General features: G+C 47.1%; 18 protein-coding genes and 1 pseudogene. 15 read left to right on the forward strand and 4 right to left on the reverse strand.

Features of this window, described 5'->3' with window-relative positions; genetic code table 11:
• The first annotated feature begins 316 nt into the window (after positions 1-316).
• The 8 genes from M3212_RS13580 to M3212_RS13615 all read left to right on the forward strand — a co-directional run bounded on the left by M3212_RS13580 (position 317) and on the right by M3212_RS13615 (position 12462).
• Positions 317-3568, forward strand: coding sequence for a M14 family metallopeptidase (locus M3212_RS13580; RefSeq protein ID WP_251194516.1), 3252 nt, complete (start codon positions 317-319; stop codon positions 3566-3568).
• Between the two features lie 131 nt (positions 3569-3699).
• On the forward strand, positions 3700-4443 hold the full coding sequence (truA, locus tag M3212_RS13585) for a tRNA pseudouridine(38-40) synthase TruA (RefSeq protein WP_251194517.1): 744 nt from the start codon (positions 3700-3702) through the stop codon (positions 4441-4443).
• Between the two features lie 254 nt (positions 4444-4697).
• On the forward strand, positions 4698-4946 hold the full coding sequence (locus M3212_RS13590; protein WP_251194518.1) for a hypothetical protein: 249 nt from the start codon (positions 4698-4700) through the stop codon (positions 4944-4946).
• A 289-nt stretch (positions 4947-5235) separates the two neighbouring features.
• Positions 5236-6546 carry a 2-hydroxycarboxylate transporter family protein gene (locus M3212_RS13595; protein WP_251194519.1) on the forward strand — a complete coding sequence of 437 codons (1311 nt, stop codon included), beginning with the start codon at positions 5236-5238 and terminating at the stop codon, positions 6544-6546.
• A 39-nt stretch (positions 6547-6585) separates the two neighbouring features.
• Positions 6586-7683 (forward strand): isocitrate/isopropylmalate dehydrogenase family protein, encoded by a 1098-nt coding sequence (locus M3212_RS13600; protein WP_251194520.1) that lies wholly within the window; start codon positions 6586-6588, stop codon positions 7681-7683.
• A complete protein-coding gene (locus M3212_RS13605; RefSeq protein WP_251194521.1) occupies positions 7683-8363 on the forward strand; it encodes a GntR family transcriptional regulator in 681 nt (226 codons plus the stop codon). The genes M3212_RS13600 and M3212_RS13605 overlap by 1 nt, the downstream gene beginning before the upstream one ends.
• 222 nt (positions 8364-8585) lie before the next feature.
• Positions 8586-10466, forward strand: coding sequence for a molecular chaperone HtpG (gene htpG / locus M3212_RS13610; protein WP_251194522.1), 1881 nt, complete (start codon positions 8586-8588; stop codon positions 10464-10466).
• A gap of 175 nt (positions 10467-10641) precedes the next feature.
• Positions 10642-12462, forward strand: coding sequence for an NTTRR-F1 domain (locus tag M3212_RS13615; RefSeq protein WP_251194523.1), 1821 nt, complete (start codon positions 10642-10644; stop codon positions 12460-12462).
• A 171-nt stretch (positions 12463-12633) separates the two neighbouring features.
• Here the strand turns inward: M3212_RS13615 and M3212_RS13620 are convergent, their stop codons facing one another.
• Positions 12634-12777 (reverse strand): hypothetical protein, encoded by a 144-nt coding sequence (locus tag M3212_RS13620; protein WP_251194524.1) that lies wholly within the window; start codon positions 12775-12777, stop codon positions 12634-12636.
• Between the two features lie 364 nt (positions 12778-13141).
• Here M3212_RS13620 and M3212_RS13625 point away from each other — a divergent pair, with 364 nt between their 5' ends.
• Positions 13142-14485 carry a sodium-dependent transporter gene (locus M3212_RS13625; protein WP_251194525.1) on the forward strand — a complete coding sequence of 448 codons (1344 nt, stop codon included), beginning with the start codon at positions 13142-13144 and terminating at the stop codon, positions 14483-14485.
• Between the two features lie 111 nt (positions 14486-14596).
• Here the strand turns inward: M3212_RS13625 and M3212_RS22410 are convergent.
• A pseudogene (locus M3212_RS22410) lies at positions 14597-14806 on the reverse strand (transporter substrate-binding protein); the annotation flags it as partial.
• A gap of 112 nt (positions 14807-14918) precedes the next feature.
• On the opposite strand from M3212_RS22410, the gene M3212_RS13630 reads away from it, so the two are divergent.
• From M3212_RS13630 to M3212_RS13640, 3 genes are all read left to right on the forward strand, one after another.
• Entirely contained in the window at positions 14919-15809 is an 891-nt protein-coding gene (locus tag M3212_RS13630; RefSeq protein ID WP_251194526.1) for an NAD(P)-dependent oxidoreductase, read from the forward strand.
• Between the two features lie 156 nt (positions 15810-15965).
• Positions 15966-16643 (forward strand): GntR family transcriptional regulator, encoded by a 678-nt coding sequence (locus M3212_RS13635; protein WP_251194527.1) that lies wholly within the window; start codon positions 15966-15968, stop codon positions 16641-16643.
• 189 nt (positions 16644-16832) lie between these two features.
• Positions 16833-17729, forward strand: coding sequence for an NAD(P)-dependent oxidoreductase (locus tag M3212_RS13640; RefSeq protein WP_251194528.1), 897 nt, complete (start codon positions 16833-16835; stop codon positions 17727-17729).
• 385 nt (positions 17730-18114) lie between these two features.
• On the opposite strand, the gene M3212_RS13645 is transcribed toward M3212_RS13640, so the two are convergent.
• Together M3212_RS13645 and adh are read right to left on the reverse strand one after the other, a co-directional pair.
• A complete protein-coding gene (locus tag M3212_RS13645) occupies positions 18115-18471 on the reverse strand; it encodes a DUF779 domain-containing protein (protein ID WP_251194529.1) in 357 nt (118 codons plus the stop codon).
• Between the two features lie 64 nt (positions 18472-18535).
• Positions 18536-20059 carry an aldehyde dehydrogenase gene (gene adh / locus M3212_RS13650; protein WP_251194530.1) on the reverse strand — a complete coding sequence of 508 codons (1524 nt, stop codon included), beginning with the start codon at positions 20057-20059 and terminating at the stop codon, positions 18536-18538.
• 988 nt (positions 20060-21047) lie between these two features.
• Between adh and M3212_RS13655 the strand changes: the two genes are divergently transcribed.
• From M3212_RS13655 to treP, 3 genes are all read left to right on the forward strand, one after another.
• The gene (locus M3212_RS13655; protein WP_251194531.1) at positions 21048-22238 is read left to right on the forward strand and encodes a M14 family metallopeptidase; all 1191 of its coding nucleotides are present in this window, start codon (positions 21048-21050) and stop codon (positions 22236-22238) included.
• Between the two features lie 281 nt (positions 22239-22519).
• Positions 22520-23836, forward strand: a complete 1317-nt coding sequence (locus M3212_RS13660) for a polysaccharide biosynthesis protein (RefSeq protein ID WP_251194532.1) — start codon at positions 22520-22522, stop codon at positions 23834-23836.
• A gap of 197 nt (positions 23837-24033) precedes the next feature.
• Positions 24034-25473, forward strand: coding sequence for a PTS system trehalose-specific EIIBC component (gene treP, locus M3212_RS13665; RefSeq protein WP_251194533.1), 1440 nt, complete (start codon positions 24034-24036; stop codon positions 25471-25473).
• Positions 25474-25483 lie beyond the last annotated feature (10 nt).

Here is a 25483-nt window from a genome sequence, read left to right on the forward strand (position 1 = left end):
ATTTACAATAACCATTTTCTATATTTTATAACAAAATTCGGGCTTTGCAAGATAAATACTGAAAATTAATGATTTTTTGACAAAGGTTCTAATCTTTTTTTGTTTTTCGACATAACTCTCCTTTTTGAATGATACGAGACTGATAACTCTGTGTATCATTCATTCAGTACAATTTCAGGAAATTACTAGGAAGAAATGAATGAAAATTCGGGATTTTGCATGATTAATATTTTTGTTAGCGAAATTTTATGGTATAGTTTTCTCTATCATTTTATTTTCATAAAATGATAGAGAAACGAAGAGGAGGAGATGACAGATGAAAAAATTACTCACACTGTGGATGGCGATGATACTTGCCTTGACGGTCATCCTTCCAGCTGAAGCGATACAAGCTGCTGGTAGTACAGAGAGTGCGCAAGTAGAGGGATCCGTCGAACTTGATGTTAGCCAATCTCTCTTAGCAATAACGGAAAAAAGAACGATACAGGTTCGCGTTGATTTCGGAGAACGTGTTGACCTGGATGGACTGGAATGGTCATTTGGTGGAAAAGCCTTATCTGACTGGCAGCAATGGAACAGTGATGCCGGTGAGTATTCGGGTGATTCCTACATAACGATCGTGGAGGAGCCTGCCTATGTCGGAGATTCTACGACAATTGAAGCAGAAATCCAATTCGGTCTTCCTTATGGAACAACGGATTTATCACCAAGAAACATCCGCGTTCTTTATCCTGAACTGATCGGGGTATACGATTTAGCGGTACATGATCCGGAAACAGATCAGGTTGCGTCAGCCGAAATGAAGCTGAACGTTTATGATGAATTCCGGACATATGAGGAAATCAAGCCGGAGATCGACCGGGTCTTCGCTGAAGCGGATCGTGATCGCTATTTAGAATATAAGAAGCTTGGTGAAAGCGCAGAAGGCCGCGATATTCATTTTGTTGTGCTGGCAAGAGATCAGCAGGCGGTAGAGAAATATTTGGATGAAACATTGCCGACGGCGCTGGAAGACCCAGCTGAGATTTTAGAAAAATTAGAGAATGGCACAATGGGTGATTACCAAATTCCGATTTGGTTTAACAATATTCATCCGGACGAAGTGGAAGGGATCGACGCGCAAATCGAGTTATTTAACAAACTTGCGCTCGAGGATGAAGTGACGTTTCAGACGACAGATGAAAACGGGGCTGAGCAGACCGTTACGTTAAATGTCGATGACGTGCTTGATCATGTTATTATTTTGTTCAACTTTACGCATAACCCGGACGGGCGTGTAGCAAATACGAGAGCAAATGCCAATGGTTTCGATTTGAACCGGGATAACGCCTATCAAACTCAGGTTGAAACAATTGCTGTAAATGAGGAAATTGCAAAATGGACGCCGCTTTCCTTTATTGATATTCACGGATATGTGAAAGGATTTTTAATCGAGCCGGCTACGCCGCCGCACAATCCAAACTTTGAATATGATTTACTGGTCGATAATATGGTTGGACAGGCACACGCGATGGGGCGTGCCGGAGTAGCCAATTCAGATATCGAGTCCTACCTCATTCCACTTTTTGACTATGAAAACGGCTGGGATGATATGACTCCGGCATACACGGCTATTTTCACGATGCTTCATGGTTCTCTCGGGCATACGGTGGAAGTTCCGGATTTAAGCCAGGATTCATTATATGCCGCCGTACATGTGGGACTGGGTGCGATTGATTATGTTGTAAACAATAAAGATCAGTTATTTAAAGATCAGCTGACGTTGTTCAAACGCGGAGTAGAGGGCGAGGATAACCGCGCCGTCGATCCATGGTTTGTCAATCAGGCAGGAGAAGAGATTGGACGTATTCGTGGGGAACATGAGAACTTCTTCCCTGAATATTATGTCATTCCTGTTGATGAGCAGCTGCAAAAGAATGTATTAGAAGCAACGAATATGGTCGAATACCTTCTGAGAAATGGAATTAAAGTAGAAGAAACAACAGAGGAAGTCAGCGTGAACGGCGTTACGTACCCGGCCGGTACTTATGTCGTGCCGATGAAACAGGCGAAGCGCGGCTTTGCCAATGCGATGCTTTATCCAGGTGAGGATATTTCCGACTGGGAAGCAATGTATGATGCAATTGTCGTAAACTTCCCGGCACTGCGCGGCTTTGACAGCATTGAAGTGCGTGAAGAAAATGCCTTTGCGGATGCAACAGAAGCTGTTGAGTCAGTCACAAAACCGGGTACCGTGATTCAATCTTCGGTTTCTCATTACTTCATTGGGAATTCGAATAATGATGCGATTAAAGTGGTTAACCAATTGCTTGCAGACGGCAAAACAGTTGAGCAGGTAACAAGCGGAGAATACGCTGGTGATTTCCTCGTTCAAACAAGCGATTTACTAAGCTATGTCAATGATTATACGCTTGCGGTAGAACCGGTGGAAGAAACGGTCGAAACACGGCAGCTGGAGCAGCCTAAGGTTGCTGTAATTGGTTCAGCCCAAAGCAAATTTGTTGTCGAGGAGCTTGGCTTCCAGGTCGTTGAGCTGGACGAAGCAAATGTTATCGTCGATGACGCAGGAGCGATTAATCCTGACACCATTAGCGGTAAAGCTTATGTCGGAATTGGCGGACGTTCTTTGAATGCTGTCAAGGAGGCGAACCTGCTTGATGGATTTAATTTTGCGACTACCGCGCTTTCTCACGAAGGTCTTGTTCATTCGGATGTGACGTCGCATCTTTATACAGCTGGTTATGATGCCAAAGAGCAGTTGTATGTGACGACCGGATCATGGATTACAGCAGTACCGGAGGAAGGCGAGATTCTTGCCCGCGTTGCAGATGACGCAGAATTTTTTGTTGCCGGCTGGTGGCCTGGACATGAAGAAGCACAAGGAGAAACGCTTGCTTTTACAACAACTTATGAAGAGCAGCCTTTCACATTATTTGCGAATGACTTAACTTATCGAGCCCATACTGGTCACAGCTTCCGTTTACTGTCAAACAGCTTGTTTGCGGCAGAAGCCAGTGGAAAATCTGCTCCGGAAGAAGCACGATTCCCTGATGTGCCTGCGGGCCACTGGGCTAACGAAGCGGTTGAAACTCTTTGGCAGCAGGGAATTATCAGTGGGCATGCTGATGGAACATTCAAGCCAGGTCAGGCATTATCCCGCGGTCAGGGAGCCGGACTGCTGACAACAGCCTTGCAGCTGGAAAGCCCTTCGACGATAACGGAAGTGCCGTTTACGGATTTGAATGTCGATGATTATTATGCTCGGGTTGCCTGGGCTGTGGAGAATGCCGGGATTATGAATGGTAAGTCAAATGGCCGCTTTGCAGCAAACGACCCATTAACTCGGGAACAAATGGCCTCGATTCTTGTACGAGCTTTTGATCTTGAGAATACAGGTGATACGGTAAATCTTTCCGATAGCGATCAGGCAGCGGGTGTTCACAAGGATGACATTGTGATTCTTGCTCAGCACGGGCTGACAAATGAAACGGTCTATCGTCCAAAGGATACCGTGACACGCGCAGAATTTGCGACGTTCTTGTATCGGGTAGTAGCAGGACTGGAATAAGAGCAAAGGAAGTGGATGGGCCGTGCCAAAAGGTAAGAAAACAACCTTTTGGTACGGCCTTTTTTCTCGCTGTTGTGCTGCGGGGGAAGGTATGGTATAAGTGGAAGCACAATCATAAGAAGGAGACGAACATGGCTAATTTTAAACTGACTGTCCAGTATGACGGCAGCCGCTACAAGGGCTGGCAAAGACTCGGAAAAGGAGAGGCGACCATTCAGGGAAAGCTGGAAGAAGTGTTATCGAGGATGAGCGGCAGTGAGATTGAGATCATCGGAGCGAGCCGTACTGACGCGGGCGTCCATGCTCTTGAGCAAATTGCAAATGTCAAGCTTGATCACGCCACTGAGGCGGAAATCAAAGCGTATGTAAATAAATATTTACCGCAGGATATAAGTGTTTCCCGTGTCGAGACTGTGCCGGAACGCTTCCATGCGCGCTATCATGTCAAAGACAAAACGTATTTGTACCGGATTTGGAATGAAGAACATCCGCATCCTTTTATGCGCAAATACAGCATGCATGTAGAGCAGAAGCTGGATTTGCCGCTCATGCGCCAAGCCTCCCAGGCTTTTTTCGGTGAGCATGACTTTACAGCCTTTTCAAATGCCAAATCAAAGAAGAAATCAATGGTCCGTCATATTTACGCGATTAAAATTGAAGAGACGGCCGGCGTCGTTGATATCCGGATCCGCGGCAACGGCTTTCTCCATAATATGGTGCGGAAAATGGTTGGTCTGCTGATTGAAGTCGGCCTTGGCAAAAAGGACGTAGATGATGTGACAGCAATTTTGCAGGCCAAACAACGCTACCCGGGCCTGATGGCCGAAGCGCAAGGGTTGTATTTAGAGGCGATTAGTTATAAATACAGAGAGTAAGTCTCTCCAAGCGAAGTATGATAAAGACGTAAGTATGAAAAGATGACAATAAGAGGAAAGGCTTGCCTTCCCTCTTTTTTACGTCCAGAGTTTAAAGGCGTTCTCCTGCTGCAATCTCAACAAAAGCAGCTACAGAAATAAATTCCCGGCAGATCATCTGACAAGATAGCTGTGAACGAGTTGTTTTTGTATTATTCTAATAATTACATAAACGACGTTAAGGATTCACTTCTATCAGTAAAGGAGAGATGGTCATGAAACGAAGTAATGAGTATAAGCTGCAAAATTATTATTTAGCGGAAATCGATACAGTCGAAAAGGGGAAGTCCGTCTTGAAAATGGACAGATGGAGCTGGGATATTTATATTGCGACAAATGAAAATAAGGAGTATCAGGGAAAGGCCGTCGCTCCGGGCAAAGGAATTGAAATCCCGTGGACGCCGCTCGGAAAGGACTTTCTGGAAGAAATGATGGGGATCTGTCAGCGGAAGATGATCAGCTAGGAAAAAAGAAAAACTGACTGAAGAAACGTGAGGGGCCTAAGATGGCAACCTTCGCGTTTTTTTGTGGGCCGACATAGGATAAAGACGCCATGTTGTTTTTAAAAGAAAATATTTGTCATAGCAGAGAATGGCAAATCGTATACTTTTTATAGCTTTATGGTTAGTATTTGCTTTGTTTGGCTGGATTTCATTTACGATCGTATACGATGAAGCGGGGAGTTGAGGCTGGCTGAAAATGAATGCGCTTACTTTTTGGAGGAGAGTTATTACACATTAAGGAGGAGCTAAAATGGAAAGCGGAGGAAGGCGTCTGATTGCCGGGATGAATCCGGCTGTTTTTGCGATTATTTTTGTCGTAGTTATGGGCGGTGTCTATTTGGAAATATTGCCGAATAACATGCTGGTCGGCTTCGTCATTCCGATGGTGATTGGCGGGCTGTTTATTTGGCTGGGAGAGAAAATCCCAGTTTTCCGCACATTTGGCGGACCATCATTGCTGTGTATTATTGTCCCGGCTGTTTTTGTCTATTTGGGTCTCTTTCCGCAGAGCGGGGTTGAGATTGTTAAGGATTTTTATAATGGATACGGCTTTATCGATTTGTTTATTGCTGCTTTAATTGTCGGCAGTCTGCTGAGCATGGACCGCCAGATTTTGATGAAAGCAGGAGTGCGCTTTTTTATCCCTCTGCTGGCGGGTGTCATCCTGACTTTTGTCGTCGGTGGATTGGTCGGTCATTTGACAGGCTTTGGCTATAAAGAAGCGATTCTCTTTGTTATCGCTCCGATCATGGGCGGCGGTATCGGCGCGGGGGCCGTTCCAATGTCGGAAATTTATGCGTCCGGGGCCGGCGGCGATCCTGCTGAGTATTTATCGATGCTCGTTCCGGCGATTATGGTTGCGAACGTGCTATGTATCTTCGTTGCGTCTATTTTAAATGGTCTTGGTAAAAAGAACAAAAACATGTTTATAAAAGGATTTTCAGGAGAAGGAGAAATTCTTCGTAACGCCAAGAAAAATGAAGCTGCTGAGCCTGCGGACACAGCTGAGAGTAAGGACACCACAACCTACTCGAATCTGGCTGTTGGCCTGATGATGTCCGGAGCTCTATACATTTTTGGCTATTTCATCGCGATGCTGTTCCCGAGTATTCATGCTTATGCCTGGATGATCATTGCGACTGCTCTTGTAAAAATCTTGAACGTCACTCCGGCTGTGATTGAAAAGGCCGCCGGGGACTGGTTTGATTTTGTCTCGAAAATGCTTCTGCCTTGTATGCTCGTGGCCACAAGCATTGGGTTGATTGACATGCATCAAATTATCGAGGTTGTGACGAATCCTGCTTATTTAGGACTGACAGCGTTGACCGTTTTGCTTGCAGCGCTTGGAGCGGGGATTTTTGGCTGGCTGGTTGCGATGTACTTTGTCGAATCAGCTATCGCCGCCGGGCTTTGTATGGCTGATGTTGGCGGGTCGGGGGACGCTGCTGTTCTTGGAGCGAGTGAAAGACTGCAGCTTATGCCATTTTCTCAAATCTCTTCCCGGCTGGGAGGCGTGATCATTTTACTGATCATGTCGATACTCGCTCCTCTGTTTTTATAAAAGGGAAAGCAAGACTACTAGATGGAAAGGGATGGTGGAATGAATTTTCAAATCACGACATTACCTGGGGATGGAATTGGACCGGAAATCGTTAAAGAAGGCATTAAAGTTATGAAAGCGGCAGAAACGATTGTCTCAGGCTTTACTCTCGATTTTCAACATTTTGCAGCCGGGGCCGGGCATTATCTGAAAACCGGGAATGTCTTCCCAGATTCGACTTATAAGGCCTGCCGGGATAGTCACGCGATTTTTCTCGGGAGTATGGGAATTCCCGAGGTCGTGGAAAAGGATGGGACGGAAGTGCAAGGGCAGGTTATTCTGCGTCTGCGGTTCGAGCTGGATCTCTTTGCCGGGGTGCGACCGGTTAAATTGTATCCGGGTGTGAGGACACCGCTTGAGAATAAGCAGGATATTGATTTTGTTATTGTCCGGGAGAATACAGAAGGGTTATTTTCTTCCTTTAGAGGCGGCAGCCAGATCGTCAATGAAGTGGTGGCCGATACGATGATGATTAGCCGCAAAGGAACAGAAAAGATTGCCGATTATGCGTTTCAGCTTGCCGAAAAGCGACAGGGACGGGTGCTTGACGGCAAAAAAATCGTAACCTGCTGCGACAAAAGCAATGTTTTCAAATCGCTAGCTTTTTTCCGTAAAGTGTATGATGAAATCGCTGAGAGGTATGAGGGTACTGTCGAGAAAGATTATGCTTATATGGACGCGATGACCCTGTGGTTGGTGCAAAAGCCGCAGCATTATGATGTGATTGTCTCAGAAAACATGTTTGGTGATATATTGTCTGATTTGGCGGCCGCTTTAGTCGGAGGCATGGGCATGGCTCCATCCGGTGATATCGGCTACCGTCATGCCATGTTCCAGCCGGCTCACGGCTCAGCTCCGACGATAGCAGGGAAAGGGATCGCCAACCCGGTCGCCACCATCCTGTCCGGAGCGATGATGCTGAAATGGCTTGCTGACCAGCATCAGCATCAGGAAGCAGGAGAAGCAGCCCGTTTAATCGAGCGGGCCGTGGCAGCGACATTGAGTCAAGGCATCCAGACGAGCGATCTGGGCGGGACGTATACGACTGCCGACTTTGGAAATGAGGTAGTTAGTCAAATGGAGAAAATCAGTCTATAGTGGATAGACAAAACGTGGAGTTGGAAGCAGCCAAAAGGTTAACGCAGGCAGAGAAAATCGCCTTGAAGCTAAGGGATATGATTATTCTTCAGCAAATAAAGCCTAATGAAAGAATTAACCAGGACAGCATCAGCAAGCAACTTGGAGTAAGCAAAATTCCGTTGCGTGAGTCATTGAAGATTCTTGAAGCGGAAGGTCTTGTCTACTCTGTTCCTTATAAAGGTGCGTTCGTTGGAAACATTACGATTGAATACGTGCAGGAAACTTACTATTTACGGTCGGTTCTTGAAGGGATCTCGTGCGCCCAGGCAACGCCGTTTTTTGACCAGGCGTCGTTAACGAAGCTTCGCCAGTTTCTCATTCAGGCGGAAGCTGCTCTTGAAAAAGAGGAGCTTGAACGGTTCATCCGTGAATCAGAGGGCTTCCATGATTTTATCCATGGAATGTCGGGTTATAAGCGGGTAAGCATGATGATCCAGCAGCTAAACACACGTTCTCTCGTCCTGCGCTTTTACCCTGAGGAGCAATGTTATTTATCGTTAAAGGAGCATACTTTTATTTATGAACGAATAGAGGCGGGCGATTCAGAGGGCGCGGGTAATGCGATGAGAATGCATGTCCAGCGCTCTGGGATGGATACGGTTAAAGAATTACGGTCTACATTGGCTATTCGGAGTTAATGGACTGGTGGAAGGGCGACGAATAACAAAACGATGGTTATGGGCAATTGTTTCGAGCTTGAGAAAAGGGCGTCTTTTACCTTTCATTCAAGCTCGCTTATTTTTTTCAAAAAAACATTCGTATCTGATTGACATGTGCTGGAGGTTCCATACAATATAAGTAAGATTAGCACTCTAAAGAAATGAGTGCTAACAAAAGAAGCAGAGGAAGGAGATCTTTTTATGGAGAAAAAGCAGTTTCAGGCAGAATCGAAACGATTGTTGGAAATGATGATTAATTCAATTTATACGCAAAAGGAGATCTTTTTGAGAGAGCTGATCTCGAATGCCAGCGACGCGATTGACAAGCTTTATTATAAAGCGCTGACGGATGAGGAGTTGAGCTTCAATCAAGAGGATTATTACATAAAGGTCAGTGCGGATAAGGATAAGCGGCTGCTGACAATAACAGATACAGGGATCGGGATGTCAGAAGAAGAGCTGGAGCAGAACCTTGGAACGATTGCAAAAAGCGGCTCGCTGGCCTTCAAACAGGAAAATGAAAGTAAAGACGGGCATGATATCATCGGCCAGTTCGGTGTTGGCTTTTATTCAGCTTTTATGGTGGCTGATGCGGTAACTGTAAAGACGAAGCAGCTTGGCAGTGAACAAGGCTTTAAGTGGGAGTCAAATGGAACGGACGGCTATACGATCGAACCTTGTGAAAAAGAGACGGTCGGCACGGAAATCACTTTGAAAATCAAGGGAAATACCGAAGACGACAATTTTGATGAATATTTAGAATCATATCGTTTACAAGCAATCATCAAAAAATATTCCGATTTCATCCGCTATCCGATTAAAATGGATGTTACCGTTCAGAAGCCAAAAGCGGATAATGAAGAAGAATTAGAGGAAGTAACCGAGGAACAGACGATTAACAGCATGGTTCCGATTTGGAAGAAAAACAAAAGTGAATTGACGGATGAAGACTATGAAAACTTCTATCACGAGAAGCGTTACGGTTTTGATAAGCCGGTGAAGCATATTCATATTAGCGTGGACGGAACGTTGCGCTATAACGCGATTCTCTTTATTCCGGAACGGACGCCGTTCGATTTTTATACGAAGGAATATGAAAAGGGTCTTGAGCTTTATTCCAATGGCGTGCTGATTATGGAAAAATGCGCCGATCTTCTACCGGACTATTTCAGCTTTGTAAAAGGGATGGTTGACTCTGAGGATTTGTCGCTCAATATTTCCAGAGAAATGCTCCAGCATGATCGTCAGCTGAAAATGATTGCGAAAAATATGACGAGTAAAATCAAAAGCCAGCTTAAAAGTTTGCTGAAAAATGAGCGGGAAAAGTACGAGACGTTCTATGAATCATTCGGCAGACAGCTGAAATATAGCGTCTATAGTGATTTTGGTCAGCATAAAGATGAGCTTCAGGATCTTTTGCTGTTCTATTCCGGAAATGAAAAGAAGCTGATTAGCCTGGACGAGTATGTCGAAAAGATGCCGGAAGAGCAAAAGTATATTTATTATGCTACGGGAGAGTCACATAATCGGATTGAAAAGCTGCCGCAAACCGAGCTTGTCGCGGAAAAAGGCTTCGATATTCTTTACTTTACAGATGACGTCGATGAATTTGCGATTAAAGCGTTAGCCTCCTATAAAGATAAGCAGTTCAAATCGGTTTCGAGCGGAGATCTCGGGCTGGAGGATGCAGAGGAGGAAGCAAAAACAGAAGCCGAGCAGGAGGAGCATAAAGCATTATTTGAACATATGAAACAGACACTTGGCGATAAAGTCAAGGACGTCAGATTATCAAAGCGCCTCCGCTCTCATCCGGTCTGTCTCACAGCAGAAGGCGAATTATCAATAGAGATGGAGAAGGTGCTTCAGGCGATGCCGGATAATCCGAATGTAAAGGCAGAGAAAGTACTTGAAATTAATGGTGACCATGATATTTTCTCTTCCTTAAAAGAAGCCTACGAACATGACAAAGAGAAGCTGGAGCTTTATACAAACTTATTATACAATCAGGCGCTGTTGATCGAAGGCCTGCCAATTGAAGATCCAGTTGAATTTACGAATAATATGTGCAAAGTGATGGCGTAAAGAGGGGCTGTGGCAAGAGGTTTTTTTAACCTTTTGCCACAGCCTTTTATCTGAAACGGAGCGGGATAAATGGCGTAGCGCAAAAAGGAGGAAGGTAATATTGTATCGTAAGCATGTTCGAGTCTGATATAGAAAGGATGAAGGCATGCTTAACATGAAAGGAGTGAGTGAATGAATGTCGATTAATAATGCTATTCAGAATGGCAGCTTTGAAACGAGTGGTTTTTCGCCGTGGTTAATTAGTAATTGTACTCGGACGATGGCTGCCTCTCATTCAGGAAGCTACGCAGCTCAGCTGGCCGGCGGGAATGTCAACTCGTTTATTACCCAGTATGTCCCTGCCACCGCCGGAGAGTCTTATGAGGTTCTCGTTTCTCTGGCCAAAGAAGGGGACTCACCATCACCGCCGATTTCACTGACGGTTGCTTATTATGATAACTCTTTTACTTTTCTGGGATATGGTCTTATTACAAACATTCCAGTAAATCGTCTGCCAAACGTTCAGGAAGAGAATTGGATAGAAGAGTATCAGACGACGTCAGCTGCCCCTTTAGGAACGACGCAAGCGCTTATTTTGATAAATAAGTTGCCACAGACGGGCAGTCCGCCTGTCATCGTTGATGATGTTGCATTGCTCGCTGCCTCGTCATCTGGAGGAACTGTCGGTCCTACCGGTCCAGCAGGTCCAACTGGACCAGTGGGAGCCACCGGAACAACAGGTCCAGCGGGAGTCACTGGGGCGACAGGAGTAACCGGAGCGACCGGAGTAACGGGAGCCACCGGGGCGAGAGGAGTAACGGGAGCAACAGGAGCCACGGGAGCAACCGGGTCAACCGGAGTAACGGGAGTAACGGGAGCCACCGGGGTGACAGGAACGACAGGAGCCACGGGAGCCACCGGAGCAATCGGAGTAACGGGAGCCACCGGAGCGACCGGAGCCACCGGAGCGACCGGAGTAACCGGAGCCACTGGGGCCACCGGAGCGACCGGAGCGACCGGAGCGACCGGAGCAACCGGGTCAACCGGAGTAACCGGAGCAACGGGAGCCACCGGAGCGACCGGAGTAACCGGAGCAACGGGAGCCACCGGAGCGACCGGAGTAACCGGAGCAACGGGAGTAACGGGAGTAACGGGAGCAATCGGGGCAACCGGAGCGACTGGAGCCACTGGAGCCACGGGAGCGACCGGAGTAACAGGAGTTACTGGTCCCACCGGTCCGGCTGGTGGTCCTGCCGGTCCAACGGGAGCGACTGGGCCGAGAGGGGCTACAGGACCCACTGGGGGAATAGGACCGAATCCATTTGAGGTTTATGTGCAAACAGGTTCAACCGGGGGAGATGGCACACAGGCTAATCCGTTTGGAACAATCCAGGAGGGATTCGCTGCGGTGGCGCCGACTGGGGTCGTTCATGTATTAGCAGGTACCTACCCGATTACTGAAACGGTGAGGGTTAATAAACAAGGAGTGACACTGCGAGGCTATCCCGGAACCATTATTCAACTGCAGGCCAATGTGATCCCGTTTGTCGTGACTGGAACGGGTGTTACGATTGAGGGATTCACAATGACAAGCGATGTTCCATACCCACGGGAGTTTATTCAAATTGGAGGAAGTAATCATTGTATTTCTGGCAATACCATATTTGGCCCGCCTCAGGAAGGACCATCAACGGATTGGGTAGTCAATCGCGCCTTTGTGACTCAGGCCAATAACATAACTAATCTGTTAGTCGATAATAATATTTTTTATTCACTGCGCCAGCCTTCGTATTTAAATCCGAATACGACCGGTCACATCGTCAACAATATTGTCTACAATACGAGGGGATTTGTCGTTGACAGAGCTGTCTTTGTTTTTTCCGGTAATTCGTGGGGGAATCCCGAAAATGCAGTCGACATTGCTTTACTTGAAGGGTCGGTTACCGGTCCGCCGTATGATCCATTGACTGAGCTGTCGGCCAGTAACAGCGCTGCTTCCATTCAGGATAGCCGCTAGCGATAAAATGACTAAATAAAAGCATGGCAGTCATACGAGAGAAGACTGCCTCGTTACGAATCTTTGCCTATCGAGTCAGGTTTCGCATACGTTTAAAGCCCGGACCAAAAGGTAACTTTCACCTTTTGGTCCGGGCTCTTCATTGATCATCCAGCTTCTGCTGCCGTTATTTTATTGTGGAGCCGGTTGTTCCAGTGCCGGATCACCAGCCGGGTCTGTCGCCGGGTCGCCGGCAGGGTCCTCAGTTCCTCCGCAAGCCGTCATCACCAGTGTAATTCCTAAAGCCGACATAAGTAATAGTAGTTTTTTCTTCATTGTTTATTCCCTCCTTGTTTTTGTTACTTTTCTATACCATGCTTGCTTTGTATTAAAACCTATATCCAAAAGAAAAAAGGGCTTCCGGAATGAAAAAAGGAAGAAAAGACTAGTATGAAAAAACTGGGCAATCTCTCGTAATCCTTGAGGGATAAGGAGTTCAGGCCTTGTATCGAAAAGTGAAATGTGTGAATATGTAGCAGTATGTGAGAATGAAAAGAATCGTGGAATGGGAGGACTGACAAGTTAGCCGGCCGGAGCAGAAAGAGGAAAAGAAAAATGAGATAAAAATCTTTACGCAAGCGGGCAGGAGGTTTATCGTGTAAGATAGTGTAATCAACGTTATTTACTAGGAGGGTGGAAGATGAGTGATCAACGTGAGCAATGGTCCTCAAAACTGGGCTTTATTTTATCAACGGCCGGAGCGGCCATAGGGCTGGGAGCGATTTGGAAGTTTCCCTATGTAGCCGGGATGAATGGAGGAGGAGCGTTTTTTCTCATTTTTATTATTTTTACGGTTTTGATCGGGCTTTCCATGCTCGTCTCAGAGTTCATTATCGGACGGGGCGCCAGACGCGAAGCCATTACAGCCTATAAAACATTGGCTCCACAGAGCGCCTGGGTGTTTGTTGGCCGCCTGGGAGTACTGGGCTGTTTTCTGCTCCTTTCGTTTTATTGCGTCGTTGGCGGCTGGGTTTTATTATATTCCGGCTTGGCTGTCTCCGGGAATGTGATAGCAGAGGGAGCCGATTACGGTCAATTATTTGCGCAGGTGACAGGGACACCTTGGACTGGTCTCGTCGGCCTCGCGCTGTTTTTGCTTATCAACGTGATTGTGCTTTCCTTTGGGATAAAAAATGGAATTGAACGGGCCAACAAATATTTAATGCCACTTTTATTTATCTTTTTTCTTATTCTTGTTATCCGTTCTTTAACGCTGGAAGGGGCGATGGAGGGCGTGCGCTTTTTCCTTCAGCCGGACTTCTCGAACATAACAGGGGAAGGCATTTTGTATGCGCTGGGGCAGTCATTTTTTTCGCTGGCTGTTGGTTTTTCCTGTATGGTGACATACAGCTCCTACTTGAATAAGAATGAAAATATTCCGGCGGCTGCGTCGTCTGTTGTCGTTATGAATATTTTCGTCTCTTTACTGGCAGGTCTGGCGATTTTTCCGGTCGTCTTCTCATTCGGTCTTGAGCCGGCGGAAGGCCCTGGTTTGCTGTTTATGGTGCTGCCGGCTGCCTTTTCGCAAATGCCGTTGGGCGGTCTCTTTCTCAGCCTGTTTTTGTTGCTGTTTTTATTTGCGACATTGACATCATCCTTCAGTCTGTTAGAAATTATTATTTCTGCTTTTACTGAAAACAACAAGCGCTCACGGGCAAAAGTTGCACTCATTTCAGGCGTCGTTGTCTTTTTGGCGGGGATTCCGGCTGCGCTGTCCTTCGGGGTGCTGGCAGATGTTCAGCTGTTCGGGAAAACATTTTTTGATGCAACAGATTATCTCGTCAGCAATATTATGCTGCCACTTGGCTGCCTGTTCATCGCGCTCTTTATTGTGCATCGAATGGACCGTAAGCTGGTAAGTGAGGAATTTACAGCTGGAAATAGTCTTTCGGCATCCTGGCTGTCCTTGTGGCTCTTTTTAATGAAATGGGTCGTGCCGCTTACAATCATCGTTGTGTTTATCAATATGCTCGGATTGTTTTAATCCTTTCATAGAGGTTTGGCTAAAAGGCTGATTTTTTCCTTTTAGCCAAGCCTTTAAACATTGAACGGAGCGATGGCTGCTGTTGGCTGACCAGTTAGGGCACACGTTCTGTTAAAGTGGAAGCAGCTCCTTTAGATCTGACAAGTGCCTCAGGCCAATGAGCAGCTGAATGTCTTCCTCCAGTAATTTTTCAGCCGTCTTGACTGCAAGAAACGGATCGGAATAGGTATCTTTACATATCGAATTCAGCATGTTACCCAACAGGCCTGCGCGTTTATTACTTTCATCGATAGCGAGCAGGGCTGCTTGGTACTGCGCTTTCTCAGTCGTGGAGGGCTTATCACGTTAAAGGTTCAGAATATTATGCTATACTAAAGGTGAGGCAGGAGGAAGAAAGGCATGCTGACATTGGAGCAGCAGAAGGGAGAAAAAGATGAAGATTGGCTTTATTGGAACGGGCGTAATGGGTTCACGGATGATCAAGCGCTTTCTGCAGCAGCATACGGTGCTGATTTATAATCGTTCGCCCGAAAAAACAAAGGAATTGGTAGAGCTTGGCGCAGAGCGTCTTGGCAGTGTCGCTGCGGTTGCGCAGGCCGCGGATATCTTATGCACGTGTTTATCGATGCCTGGTGATGTGCTTGACGTGTACGAAGGGGAGCAAGGGATTCTTGCCTATGCCCGTCCGGGGACAATTTGTGTTGATTTCACCACAGTCGGTGCGGAGACAAGCAGGGAGCTGTTTACGCAGTCCGCCAGGCAAAAAATTGATTATCTTGATGCCCCAGTCAGTGGCGGACCTGAAGGAGTCGAACAAGGGACGTTAACGATTATGGTCGGTGGAAAAGAAGCTGCTTTTCAAACGGTAAAGCCACTGCTTGCCCTGATCGGGACGAAGGTTGAATATGTAGGGGCGGCGGGAAGCGGAAGTGTGGCCAAGCTGATCAATCAATACCTTGTTGGAGTTCACTCGCTGGCCGCGGCCGAGGCGATGGTGACGGGAGCGGCCTTGGGACTTGATTCCGAGCAGCTTTATCATATTTTGAAAGTCAGCTACGGAAATAGCCGGATGCTGGAGCGCCATATGGAGCAATATGTGCTGCCAGGAAATTTTGAACCAGGAGGTGCTTTAAAATATTTACATAAGGATGTAAAATTAGCTAATAAACTTGTTGAGGCAGCAGGTCTTGATCAATCGACCGGTGCACTGGCCGAGTCTGTTTTGGAGAAGGCGATCGCTGAGGGTTTCGGTGATCTTGATATGGCTTCTGTTATAAAGCTGTTGGAGAAGAAAGCTCAGACTGAAGTGAAAAGAGGCGAGTAGGCGGCTCCTCAGGCTCTCATTAAAATATTAGATTTTAGTTTGGGCAGACGAAAGATATTTGATAACATGCTGTTCAATGTGTATGATGAATAAGGAGAATTGTATGTGAACGTGAGTGTTTCCTATTCGCAAGAAGAATAGGGATGGAGGTATATAATGGCCGAAAAGATTCAATTTGATAATTTAAATCTGTCTGATCGAATTTACTTCTACCTGAGGGAAGAGATCATTAACAATCAGATGGAGCCGGGTTCAAAAATTAATTACGATGACATTATGGAGAAGTTGGGAGTGAGCCGCACACCTTTGCGCGATGCGCTGCTTAAGCTCCAGCAGGATGGCTTAGTTGAAGTAAAGGCGCGTTCAGGCAGTTTCGTCGCGATTCCGAACCGGAAAAATATCGAAGACATCTATAATGTTAGAAAAGTGCTTGAAAGTCTCGCTGTCGAGCTCGCCAGTAAACAGCTGCCTAAGAAGGTTATCCAATCACTGGTGGAAGAGGCGGACAGAGCAGAGCTGGCATTGGCAAAAGGGAAAACGGCACCGTTCTTTCAGGCTGATCGTAATTTACATCGGACGATTATTAATTATTCCGATAACAAACGGATCAGTGTCATGATGCAGTCGATCGAGGCCCAAATCCAGTGGTTTGGCGTCATCATAACAAAAAATCACGCCCGCCCGCAGCAGGCTAACGAAATGCACCGCTTAATTTTGCAGGCGCTTGCCGAAGAAGAAGTGGAAGCGGCGAAAAAGCTGATGGAACAGCATATTGAAGAAATTAAACAGGTGACATTAAGCGATTATGGAGATACGGTCGAACATAATAAATAGCGTATCCGAACATGGTAGGGCCAAAGGAGCCGGCGAGTGAAGTCGCATCAATGCGAAAGCCAGGATGCGACTTCACTTGCTGCTTTCTCCCGCTGCCAGAAGCAGCGCTAAGGGTAACCATAGCGGACTCTGGCAAAATGTGAAAGCGCTTTACTATAAAGACGAAGATATATTTGAGGAGGAATTTCTATGAAAAAGATCGGGTTCATCGGGCTGGGAACAATGGGGTTGCCAATGGCAAAAAATCTACTGAAGGCCGGTTACTCTTTGCATGTTTATAATCGGACGGCAAGCAAGGCACAATCGCTGCAGGGGGAGGGCGATGTCCAGGTGGCAAGTTCACCGGCCGACGTGGCGCGCAATTGTGAGATTGTGATCACGATGGTAACGAATAATCAGGCTTTGGAGGAGGTTATCAAAGGGGAGAATGGGGTTTTGGCGGGAGCGTCAGCCGGATTAATTGTCATTGACAGCAGCACCGTTGCACCGGATCTTGTTCAACGGTTGGCAAAGGAGCTCGCTGAGAAAGACATTGAGATGCTGGACGCGCCTGTAACCGGAAGTGAGCCTCAGGCAATTGCCGCCGAGCTGGCTTTCATGGTCGGTGGAAAGCAAGAAGTGTACGAGCAGTGTATTCCTCTGTTTGAGGTGATGGGAAAGCAATCACACTATATGGGTGGAAGCGGTTTAGGCGCTTATACAAAGCTCGCCAATAATACGATGGCTGCTATTAATCTCGTTTCGTTAAGTGAGGCGCTGATTTTGGCCAGCAAAGCCGGTGTTGATCCTGGGAAGTTTATGGAAGTCGCAAGCGGCGGCGGTGCGCGCAGTGGAATGATGGATAATAAAGGACCGAAAATCATCAACCGCGACTTTGAGCCAAACTTTAAAACAGAGCTGATGCATAAAGACTTGGGACTCGCTTTAAATGTCGCGGCCGAAATGAATATCCCGCTTCCTCTTCTGGCGGGAGTCAGAGAGCAATTACGGATCGCGATGGCCAAAGGCTATGCGGAAGAGGATATGTGTGCCGTAGCGAAATGCTATGAGGAATGGGCCGGCGTCGAGATTAAGAAAAACGCCTAAAACGTAATAAAAACAGGGATGAAACAAAAGAGGGTAGTTCTTTTCGTTTCATCCCTGTTTTCTTATTCATTGGAAGACTACTTTTCTGAACTTACTTGCTGCTTTGCTTCTTCCAGCATTTTATTACTCTCTTCGATGTATTCCTGCAAGCTCATCATCATTCCTCCCTTTTATGTAATAGATTTATTTATTGGTAGATTCGGTATAGGTTATGTAATTATTTTTACCAAATTCAGAAGAGGCTAAACCTTTTTTAAAAAAATGAGCCAATAGTCTGAATAATTTAGTGTGGGTTTATAAAAAGGGGAAAGACCAGGGGGATAAGGTAAGAAAAAGTGTAGGGGCCGAGCAAAAGGTTTTTTTACCTTTTACCCAGCCCTCTTGGCTAAAGCTGCAGCTCTTTTCGCTCGTCTTCTGTAAAGACCCTTGAGCGCGTTAAGAAGCGTTTTCCTTCAGGTCCTTCCAATGAAAACATTCCGCCGCGGCCGTTCACGACGTCAATAATTAATTGTGTATGCTTCCAATAGGCGTATTGATCTGCTGCAATATAAAAGGGGCTTCCGCCGATATGACCGAGCAGGACGTCGTTTGCGCCGATTTTCAATTCCCCTTCCTGGTAACACATCGGCGAGCTACCGTCGCAGCAGCCGCCGGATTGATGGAACATTAACGGACCGTGAATGGTTTTAAGCTTGTTGATCAGCTGAATCGCTTCTTCTGTAGCAACAACTCGTTCAACCATGTTCAAGTCACTCCTTTCCCTTTTCTTATTCAGGAAGCAGCAGGGTGACGGAGTTCAGCGGCTCTTAAAAGAAGCCCTGGGCATTTTCGCTATAGCTGACAAGCATATTCTTTGTCTGCTGATAGTGACTGAGCATCATTTTATGATTTTCACGACCGATACCCGACTTTTTGTAGCCGCCAAAGGCAGCGTGGGCTGGGTAAGCGTGGTAGCAGTTTGTCCAGACGCGTCCGGCCTGAATGGAGCGGCCGAAGCGATAGGCGGTGTTAATGTTGCGTGTCCATACGCCCGCTCCTAATCCATATAAAGTGTCATTGGCGATTGAGAGCGCTTCGTCGGCATCCTTAAACGTAGTGACAGACACAACTGGGCCGAAAATTTCTTCCTGGAAGACGCGCATAGTATTTGTTCCTTTGAAGACGGTAGGCTGAATGTAATAGCCGTTTTCAAATTCGCTGCCGAGGCTCGTATTCCGTTCGCCTCCGATTAAGCATTCAGCGCCTTCCTGCTTGCCGATGTCCAAGTACGATTGGATTTTTTCCATTTGTTCAAGGGAAGCCTGGGCGCCCATCATCGTTTCAGGGTCGAGCGGATTGCCGGTTTTAATCGCTTTGACCCGCTCAAGGGCCCGCTCCATGAAAGGTTCATAGATTGATTCATGAATCAAGGCGCGTGACGGGCATGTACAAACCTCGCCCTGATTGAGCGCGAACATCACAAAGCCTTCAATCGCTTTATCTAAAAATGCATCGTCCTTGTCCATCACGCAAGGGAAGAAGATATTCGGTGATTTTCCGCCTAATTCAAGCGTCACCGGGATAATATTTTCAGAAGCATACTGCATGATCAGGCGTCCTGTCGTCGTTTCACCGGTGAAGGCGATTTTGGCGATCCGGCTGCTGGAAGCAAGCGGCTTGCCAGCTTCGACACCAAAGCCGTTGACAATGTTGACGACGCCTTTAGGCAGCAGATCCTCGATTAATTCCATTAACACGAGAATCGAAACAGGCGTTTGCTCGGCCGGCTTTAAGACGACGCAGTTTCCTGCGGCCAGGGCCGGGGCAAGCTTCCAGACCCCCATCAGAATCGGAAAATTCCATGGGATAATTTGTCCAACAACCCCGAGTGGCTCATTGAAATGGTAGGCGACTGTATGCTCATCGATTTGGCTGATCGAGCCTTCTTCACCGCGAATCGCTCCGGCGAAATAGCGGAAATGATCGACTGCCAGCGGAATATCGGCATTTAATGTTTCGCGGACGGCCTTTCCATTTTCCCACGTCTCAGCGACTGCGAGCATTTCTAAATTCTGCTCGATCCGATCGGCAATTTTATTTAAAATATTGGCCCGTTCCGTCGGGGACGTTCTGCCCCAAGCGTCTTTTGCCGCATGGGCGGCATCCAGGGCCAGTTCAATATCTTCGGCAGACGAGCGGGCGACCTCACAAAAGACCTCTCCTGTGACGGGGGTAATATTATCAAAATACTGCCCTTTGACAGGAGCCTGCCATTCCCCGTTGATGTAATTGTCATAGCGTTTTTTAAATGAGACGAGAGACCCTTCCGTATTTGGACGTTTGTAAACCATCGAAATCCCTCCTGAAAAAAGTAATTGAGGCAGCCTGGATCACTCCGGATCCAAACAAACCTCTTTACTGATTCGTGGAAATGTAACCAATTTCCTTCACATAAATGGAAAAAAAGATAATATTTTGTCTGTTCTTTGTTTGAGAAAAAATAAACACTTATTGGGGGATGACTTTTGTTCGTTGGCCGATGGCTAAGGAGAAGCTCATGATTTCACAAAAGCGAGACGGTCGACAGGCTTTTTTGATAAAAGTATTTGTCCCGATCCAGAGCTTCGAACCCGCTATCGGGATGGGGGACACGCTTTCCGCAGGCGGGCGTTGAACGAACCGGCACGGTGGTGGATTTCAACCTGCCCTTCCCTCCTGCAGGAGTCGGCCCTCCCATCCCGTCCGCTTTTTCTAGTGGGATACCGTGAATACAGCTCCAATCCGAGTGTGTGTCAGAACTGTCCAGTGCTTTCCCGATGTACCAAAAACAAAGACCATAAGAAGCGGATCTTACGCCACATTTGGCAGGATGCGTTGGACGAACGTGAAGGAGCTCGAAAAAATATCCATGCAGACGATGCTTGGTTTTGCTGCCATGTAGCCGGAAAACTATACGAAAAATGCAAAAACAAGGCTGGACCATCACTACTGTATTTACCTGCATGTCGAACAAAGCACTATCGTCGTAGCGGATGAAATAGACGAAGACACCTGCGGGAGAAAAAGCAACGGTGGGACCCCACAGGGCGGTAGCCCAAGGAGGCTCACCAGCATCCCGCGGAAAGCGAAGTTTATTTCAGGAGCGACGGATTCCCCTCTTTTCATTTTTTCGGATAGTCATATAGAAAATACTTTGGACCAAGCATCGTTTTGTAGTCGGTCTGGAGTAATGGCTACGCTTATTACTTAAAAGCTACTGAAAAAGTGTAAGTCATCCTTAATCAGCAGCTTCTGATTAAGGAGGTGCGTTCATATCTTTATAAGGAAAGGAGGCGGCGTATGGATATAACGGTGCGTCAGGGAGACAGCCTTTGGTATTACAGTCAGTTATTTTCGCTTCCGCTCCCGCTGCTTGTCGACGCGAACAGACATGTTACTCCAGACCGTCTGTCGGTGGGAATGAGGATTTCAATACCTGGTTATACAATCAGTGCTTATCATGTAGGGGCCGGTGATTCACTTTGGATGATCGCGAACAGGCTGGGGATTCCGCTTGATCAGCTTTTTCTTGTCAATCAGCAGCTTGATCCGAACAATTTGCAAATGGGTCAGCGTCTCTTGCTTCCGCAACGGGTTACGGCGAAGGTTATCCAGGGAGCAAGGCCATACTGGTCGGCATCCTTGCAAAATGATTTGCGCGTGTTAACGGAAGTCTATCCTTTTATTAGAAGAGAGGTCATTGGCGCAAGTGTGATGGGAAAGCCGATTGAGGAAATCCGAATTGGGTACGGCCCGAAAAAAATCCACTTCAACGGCTCCTTTCATGCTCATGAATGGATTACGACCCCTGTGCTCGTTGAATTTATCAATGAGTACGCGCTTGCGTTAACGAATCAAACTGCGATAAGAGGGTTGAATATGCAGGCTCTTTATGAAGAAGTCGAGCTTTCGATCGTGCCGCTCGTCAATCCAGACGGAGTCGATCTCGTCATTAACGGACCACCGGCCGAGGAACCGTACCGTTCGAACGTCATAGAGCTGAATGACGGAGCGACTTCTTTTGCGGGCTGGAAAGCGAATATTCGCGGGGTTGATTTGAATAATCAGTATCCCGCTCGCTGGGAGATTGAAGCAGAAAGAAAGCCGAGATCACCGGCACCACGCGACTTTCCGGGGTATCAGCCATTAAGCGAGCCGGAAGCAATCGCCATGGCGGAGCTGACTGAAGCGAGAGATTTCTGGAGAGTGCTCGCTTTTCATACACAGGGGGAGGTAATCTTCTGGGGATATCAGGGGCTGGAGCCTCCGGAGGCAGAAGGAATTGTCAATGAATTTGCCCGGGTCAGCGGCTATGAGCCGATCCGTTACGTCGATAGCTATGCCGGTTATAAGGACTGGTTTATTCAGGAATGGCAGCGCCCTGGCTTTACCGTGGAGCTTGGCAGAGGCACGAATCCTCTTCCGCTGTCACAGTATCCGGCGATCTATCAAAACGCGCTTGGCATCATGCTGGCAGCGTTATATATGTAAGAACTGCCTTAACATTTGATGTCCCGGCTTCAGACAAAACAGGCTTTGACAAAGAGCTTGAGTCAAAACTAGCTTTGGACCTACTGGCAATGGTCTCACACGCCACAAGCGCGTTGTGAGAAACCTACTTATAACGGGCTTTAAAAGATCGTGGCGGCGGGCAAAAGGTAAAAAAACAACCTTTTGTCTCAGCCTCTTCTCATGATCGTTCATCTTTTTTTACCATAATCCGGACACTTGTCTCATATAAATTAGGGACAGGTTGGAGAGGGAGAGGAAAGATGACATCATTTTTTAAAGGGGCTTTACTGCTAACAATTGCCGCATTTGCGGGCGAGTGTATCGAATTTCTTGTGAATATTGTGTTGGCACGGGAATTGGGCGAGGAAGGACTCGGCTTATATATGTCGATTTTGCCGACGATTATGTTTGTCGTAGTGCTTGCCAGTCTCGAACTGCCGATTTCGATATCCAAGTTTGTTGCTGAAAAGGAGCAGCTTTTTCACCGCAGCATGCTGCTGCATGCGCTGCGCTTTGCTGCGGTTTGCACGCTGATCTTTGTCGCGGTCTCGGTCTGGGTTCTGCCCCTTATTCCGGTGTTCGATCACTACCATCCGCTCGTGCCCTGGCTCTTTATTCTTTTGATTCCGCTGATCGCTTTTTCTTCCGTTGCCCGCGGTTATTTTATGGGGGCGCAGAAGATGAGCCGCATCGCGTTTGCCAACTTTTTACGGCGGGCTGCCCAGCTTGTCCTCCTAATCTTTATCTTTAATATGATGTCGTTTACCCAGGATGTCGCCATTTTCGTCGCTTTGTGCACATTGGTCGCCAGTGAACTGGTCGTATTTGGCTATTTGTTTTTTGCCTTTTTGCTGCAAATGAATCTATTGAAACGGCGGCCGCGGGCGACACTGGACGGGAAGAAAGTGCGGCGCACCCTGCTTGAGGTGTCGGTACCGACAACGGGATTACGGATTTTCCACGCGGCGACATTCGCGCTTAAACCGTTTTTGATTAAGGAGGCGCTGGTCCGGGCGGGAATGGTTGAGGGGCTGGCGATGACCCAATATGGGAAGCTGGCGGGAGTCGCATTCTCGATCGGTTTTTTTCCGGCTTTTATTGCCCATTCCTTGTTAATTGTCCTGATTCCGACCGTTTCTGAAGCCTATGCCAAAAAAGAGTTTGCCAGGCTACGTTCTCTGATGCGGAAAGTGATGCTGCTGACGGCCGGGTACGGCATACCGGCTGTGATGGTGTTTTATTTTTTTGCCGAACCATTGACAAGCCTGTTTTTTGAAAACTCACCCGCTGTACGTTATTTGCAGCTGCTCGTGCCGTATTTCCTGTTTCATTTTTTTGCGATTCCGATGCAGGCCTTTTTAATTGGCATCGGCCTGGTGAAGGATGCTTTTGTTCACGCGCTTTATTCAACGGTCTTTTCCTTCGGGATGATGTTTGTCCTCGGTTCGATGCCAAGCATGCAAATGGATGGGGTGATACTCGGCATGAATATGGGAGCTGTGCTTTTAACGTTGATGCATTATGTGACGATTTGCGAGAAAATCAATGTCACCCTTTTGTTGCAGAAAAAGCATTGAAGGAGAACGCAAATAAGAAAGAGGATTCATTCAAGAAAAAGAAGGTAATGCTAACAGTAGCATGCCTTTTTTTCATGCTTGACTAATTTGTATATACAAGTTAAACTGAAACCGTCATCATTCTTGTATATACAAGTTTATTGGGACAATTTCTTTAATATGCTGTGAAAACGCTTCAAACGAGAGGAGAATGAAGGATGAGTACGAATAAAGAGGCTGCAAAGGAGATTCTTGCAGCGATAGGCGGTAAGGAAAACATCGCCTCAGCCACTCATTGTGTGACGAGACTTCGTTTTGCATTGCATGATGAGAAACAGGTTGATCAGAAAGCGCTCGAAAACATTGATGTGGTGAAAGGCTCGTTTTCAACAAATGGTCAGTTTCAAATTGTGGTCGGACAAGGACTCGTTGATAAAGTATACAAAGAATTAGTTGTGTTGGCGGGCATTTCAGAGGCCTCAAAGGATGAAACAAAGTCGGCCGCTGAGAAGAATCTAAATCCGATCCAGCGCGCGGTGAAAACATTGGCTGATGTCTTCATTCCGATCCTGCCGGCGATAGTAACGGCCGGTTTGCTGATGGGGATTAATAATGTCCTGACAGGGGGAGGAATCTTCTTTGAAGGAGATACAGCGATTATTGATGTCTATCCACAATGGGCCGATTTCGCGGATATTATTCATGTTATTGCCAATACAGCATTCACCTTCCTGCCGGCGTTAATCGGCTGGTCGGCCGTGAAGCGTTTTGGCGGTAATCCGCTGCTCGGGATTGTAATGGGTTTGATTTTAGTACATCCGGCTTTGCTGAATGCGTGGGATTACGGCGCTGCCCGGGAAGCAGGCGAGATACCAACTTGGAATTTGTTCGGTTTGGAAATCAATAAGCTCGGTTACCAGGGGCAGGTGCTGCCGGTTTTCGTTGCTTCGATTATTTTGGCGAAGCTCGATGTCTTTTTGCGTAAACGGATTCCTGACTCCATCCAGCTGTTAACGGTCGCACCGATTGCTCTGCTTGTGACGAGCTTTTTAACATTTGCTCTTGTCGGCCCACTGACGTTTGCGATTGGGAATGGAATTGCAGACGGGTTCATTTGGCTGTTTGGCACACTGCCGTGGATTGCCGGTTTCTTATACGGGATTATTTACGGTCCGCTTGTTATCACCGGAATGCACCATGTCTTTCTCGCGGTTGACCTGCAGCTGACAACAGGGACAGAGGCAGGCGGCACGTTCCTTTGGCCGATTCTTGCTTTATCCAATATCGCACAAGGGTCTGCGGCATTCGCGATGTATTTCCTTGTGAAGAACGCCAACTTGAAAGGTCTTTCCGGCACGGCCGGTCTTTCCGCATGGCTGGGCATTACCGAGCCTGCTCTGTTCGGGGTCAATCTTCGCTACCGTTTCCCATTCATTATGGCGATTATTAGTGCCGGGATTGCCGGAATGTTTGTGACGATCAATGGCGTGTTGGCAAATGCGGTCGGCGTAGGTGGTGTTCCGGCGTTTGTCTCGATTCGCGGCCAGGATTGGGGACCGTTTTTCATTGGGATGGCAGTCGTTATTTTGCTTCCGTTTGTGTTAACAGTCCTTTACGGCAAGCTCACGAAACCAAAGAGCTTAAAAGAAGAAGAGTGAACGAAAGAAA

The organism is Halalkalibacter oceani (assembly GCF_023715705.1).
Lineage (GTDB): Bacteria > Bacillota > Bacilli > Bacillales > Bacillaceae_D > Halalkalibacter > Halalkalibacter oceani_A.

Coding starts and splice junctions, on each gene's coding strand:
- M3212_RS13595 (WP_251194519.1), top strand. CDS start 5,236: ATGGAAAGCGGAGGAAGGCGTCTGATTGCCGGGATGAATCCGGCTGTT.
- M3212_RS13645 (WP_251194529.1), bottom strand. CDS start 18,471: ATGGTTGAACGAGTTGTTGCTACAGAAGAAGCGATTCAGCTGATCAAC.
- M3212_RS13615 (WP_251194523.1), top strand. CDS start 10,642: ATGTCGATTAATAATGCTATTCAGAATGGCAGCTTTGAAACGAGTGGT.
- M3212_RS13640 (WP_251194528.1), top strand. CDS start 16,833: ATGAAAAAGATCGGGTTCATCGGGCTGGGAACAATGGGGTTGCCAATG.
- treP (WP_251194533.1), top strand. CDS start 24,034: ATGAGTACGAATAAAGAGGCTGCAAAGGAGATTCTTGCAGCGATAGGC.
- M3212_RS13580 (WP_251194516.1), top strand. CDS start 317: ATGAAAAAATTACTCACACTGTGGATGGCGATGATACTTGCCTTGACG.
- adh (WP_251194530.1), bottom strand. CDS start 20,059: ATGGTTTACAAACGTCCAAATACGGAAGGGTCTCTCGTCTCATTTAAA.
- htpG (WP_251194522.1), top strand. CDS start 8,586: ATGGAGAAAAAGCAGTTTCAGGCAGAATCGAAACGATTGTTGGAAATG.
- M3212_RS13625 (WP_251194525.1), top strand. CDS start 13,142: ATGAGTGATCAACGTGAGCAATGGTCCTCAAAACTGGGCTTTATTTTA.
- truA (WP_251194517.1), top strand. CDS start 3,700: ATGGCTAATTTTAAACTGACTGTCCAGTATGACGGCAGCCGCTACAAG.
- M3212_RS13590 (WP_251194518.1), top strand. CDS start 4,698: ATGAAACGAAGTAATGAGTATAAGCTGCAAAATTATTATTTAGCGGAA.
- M3212_RS13660 (WP_251194532.1), top strand. CDS start 22,520: ATGACATCATTTTTTAAAGGGGCTTTACTGCTAACAATTGCCGCATTT.
- M3212_RS13635 (WP_251194527.1), top strand. CDS start 15,966: ATGGCCGAAAAGATTCAATTTGATAATTTAAATCTGTCTGATCGAATT.
- M3212_RS13600 (WP_251194520.1), top strand. CDS start 6,586: ATGAATTTTCAAATCACGACATTACCTGGGGATGGAATTGGACCGGAA.
- M3212_RS13630 (WP_251194526.1), top strand. CDS start 14,919: ATGAAGATTGGCTTTATTGGAACGGGCGTAATGGGTTCACGGATGATC.
- M3212_RS13620 (WP_251194524.1), bottom strand. CDS start 12,777: ATGAAGAAAAAACTACTATTACTTATGTCGGCTTTAGGAATTACACTG.
- M3212_RS13655 (WP_251194531.1), top strand. CDS start 21,048: ATGGATATAACGGTGCGTCAGGGAGACAGCCTTTGGTATTACAGTCAG.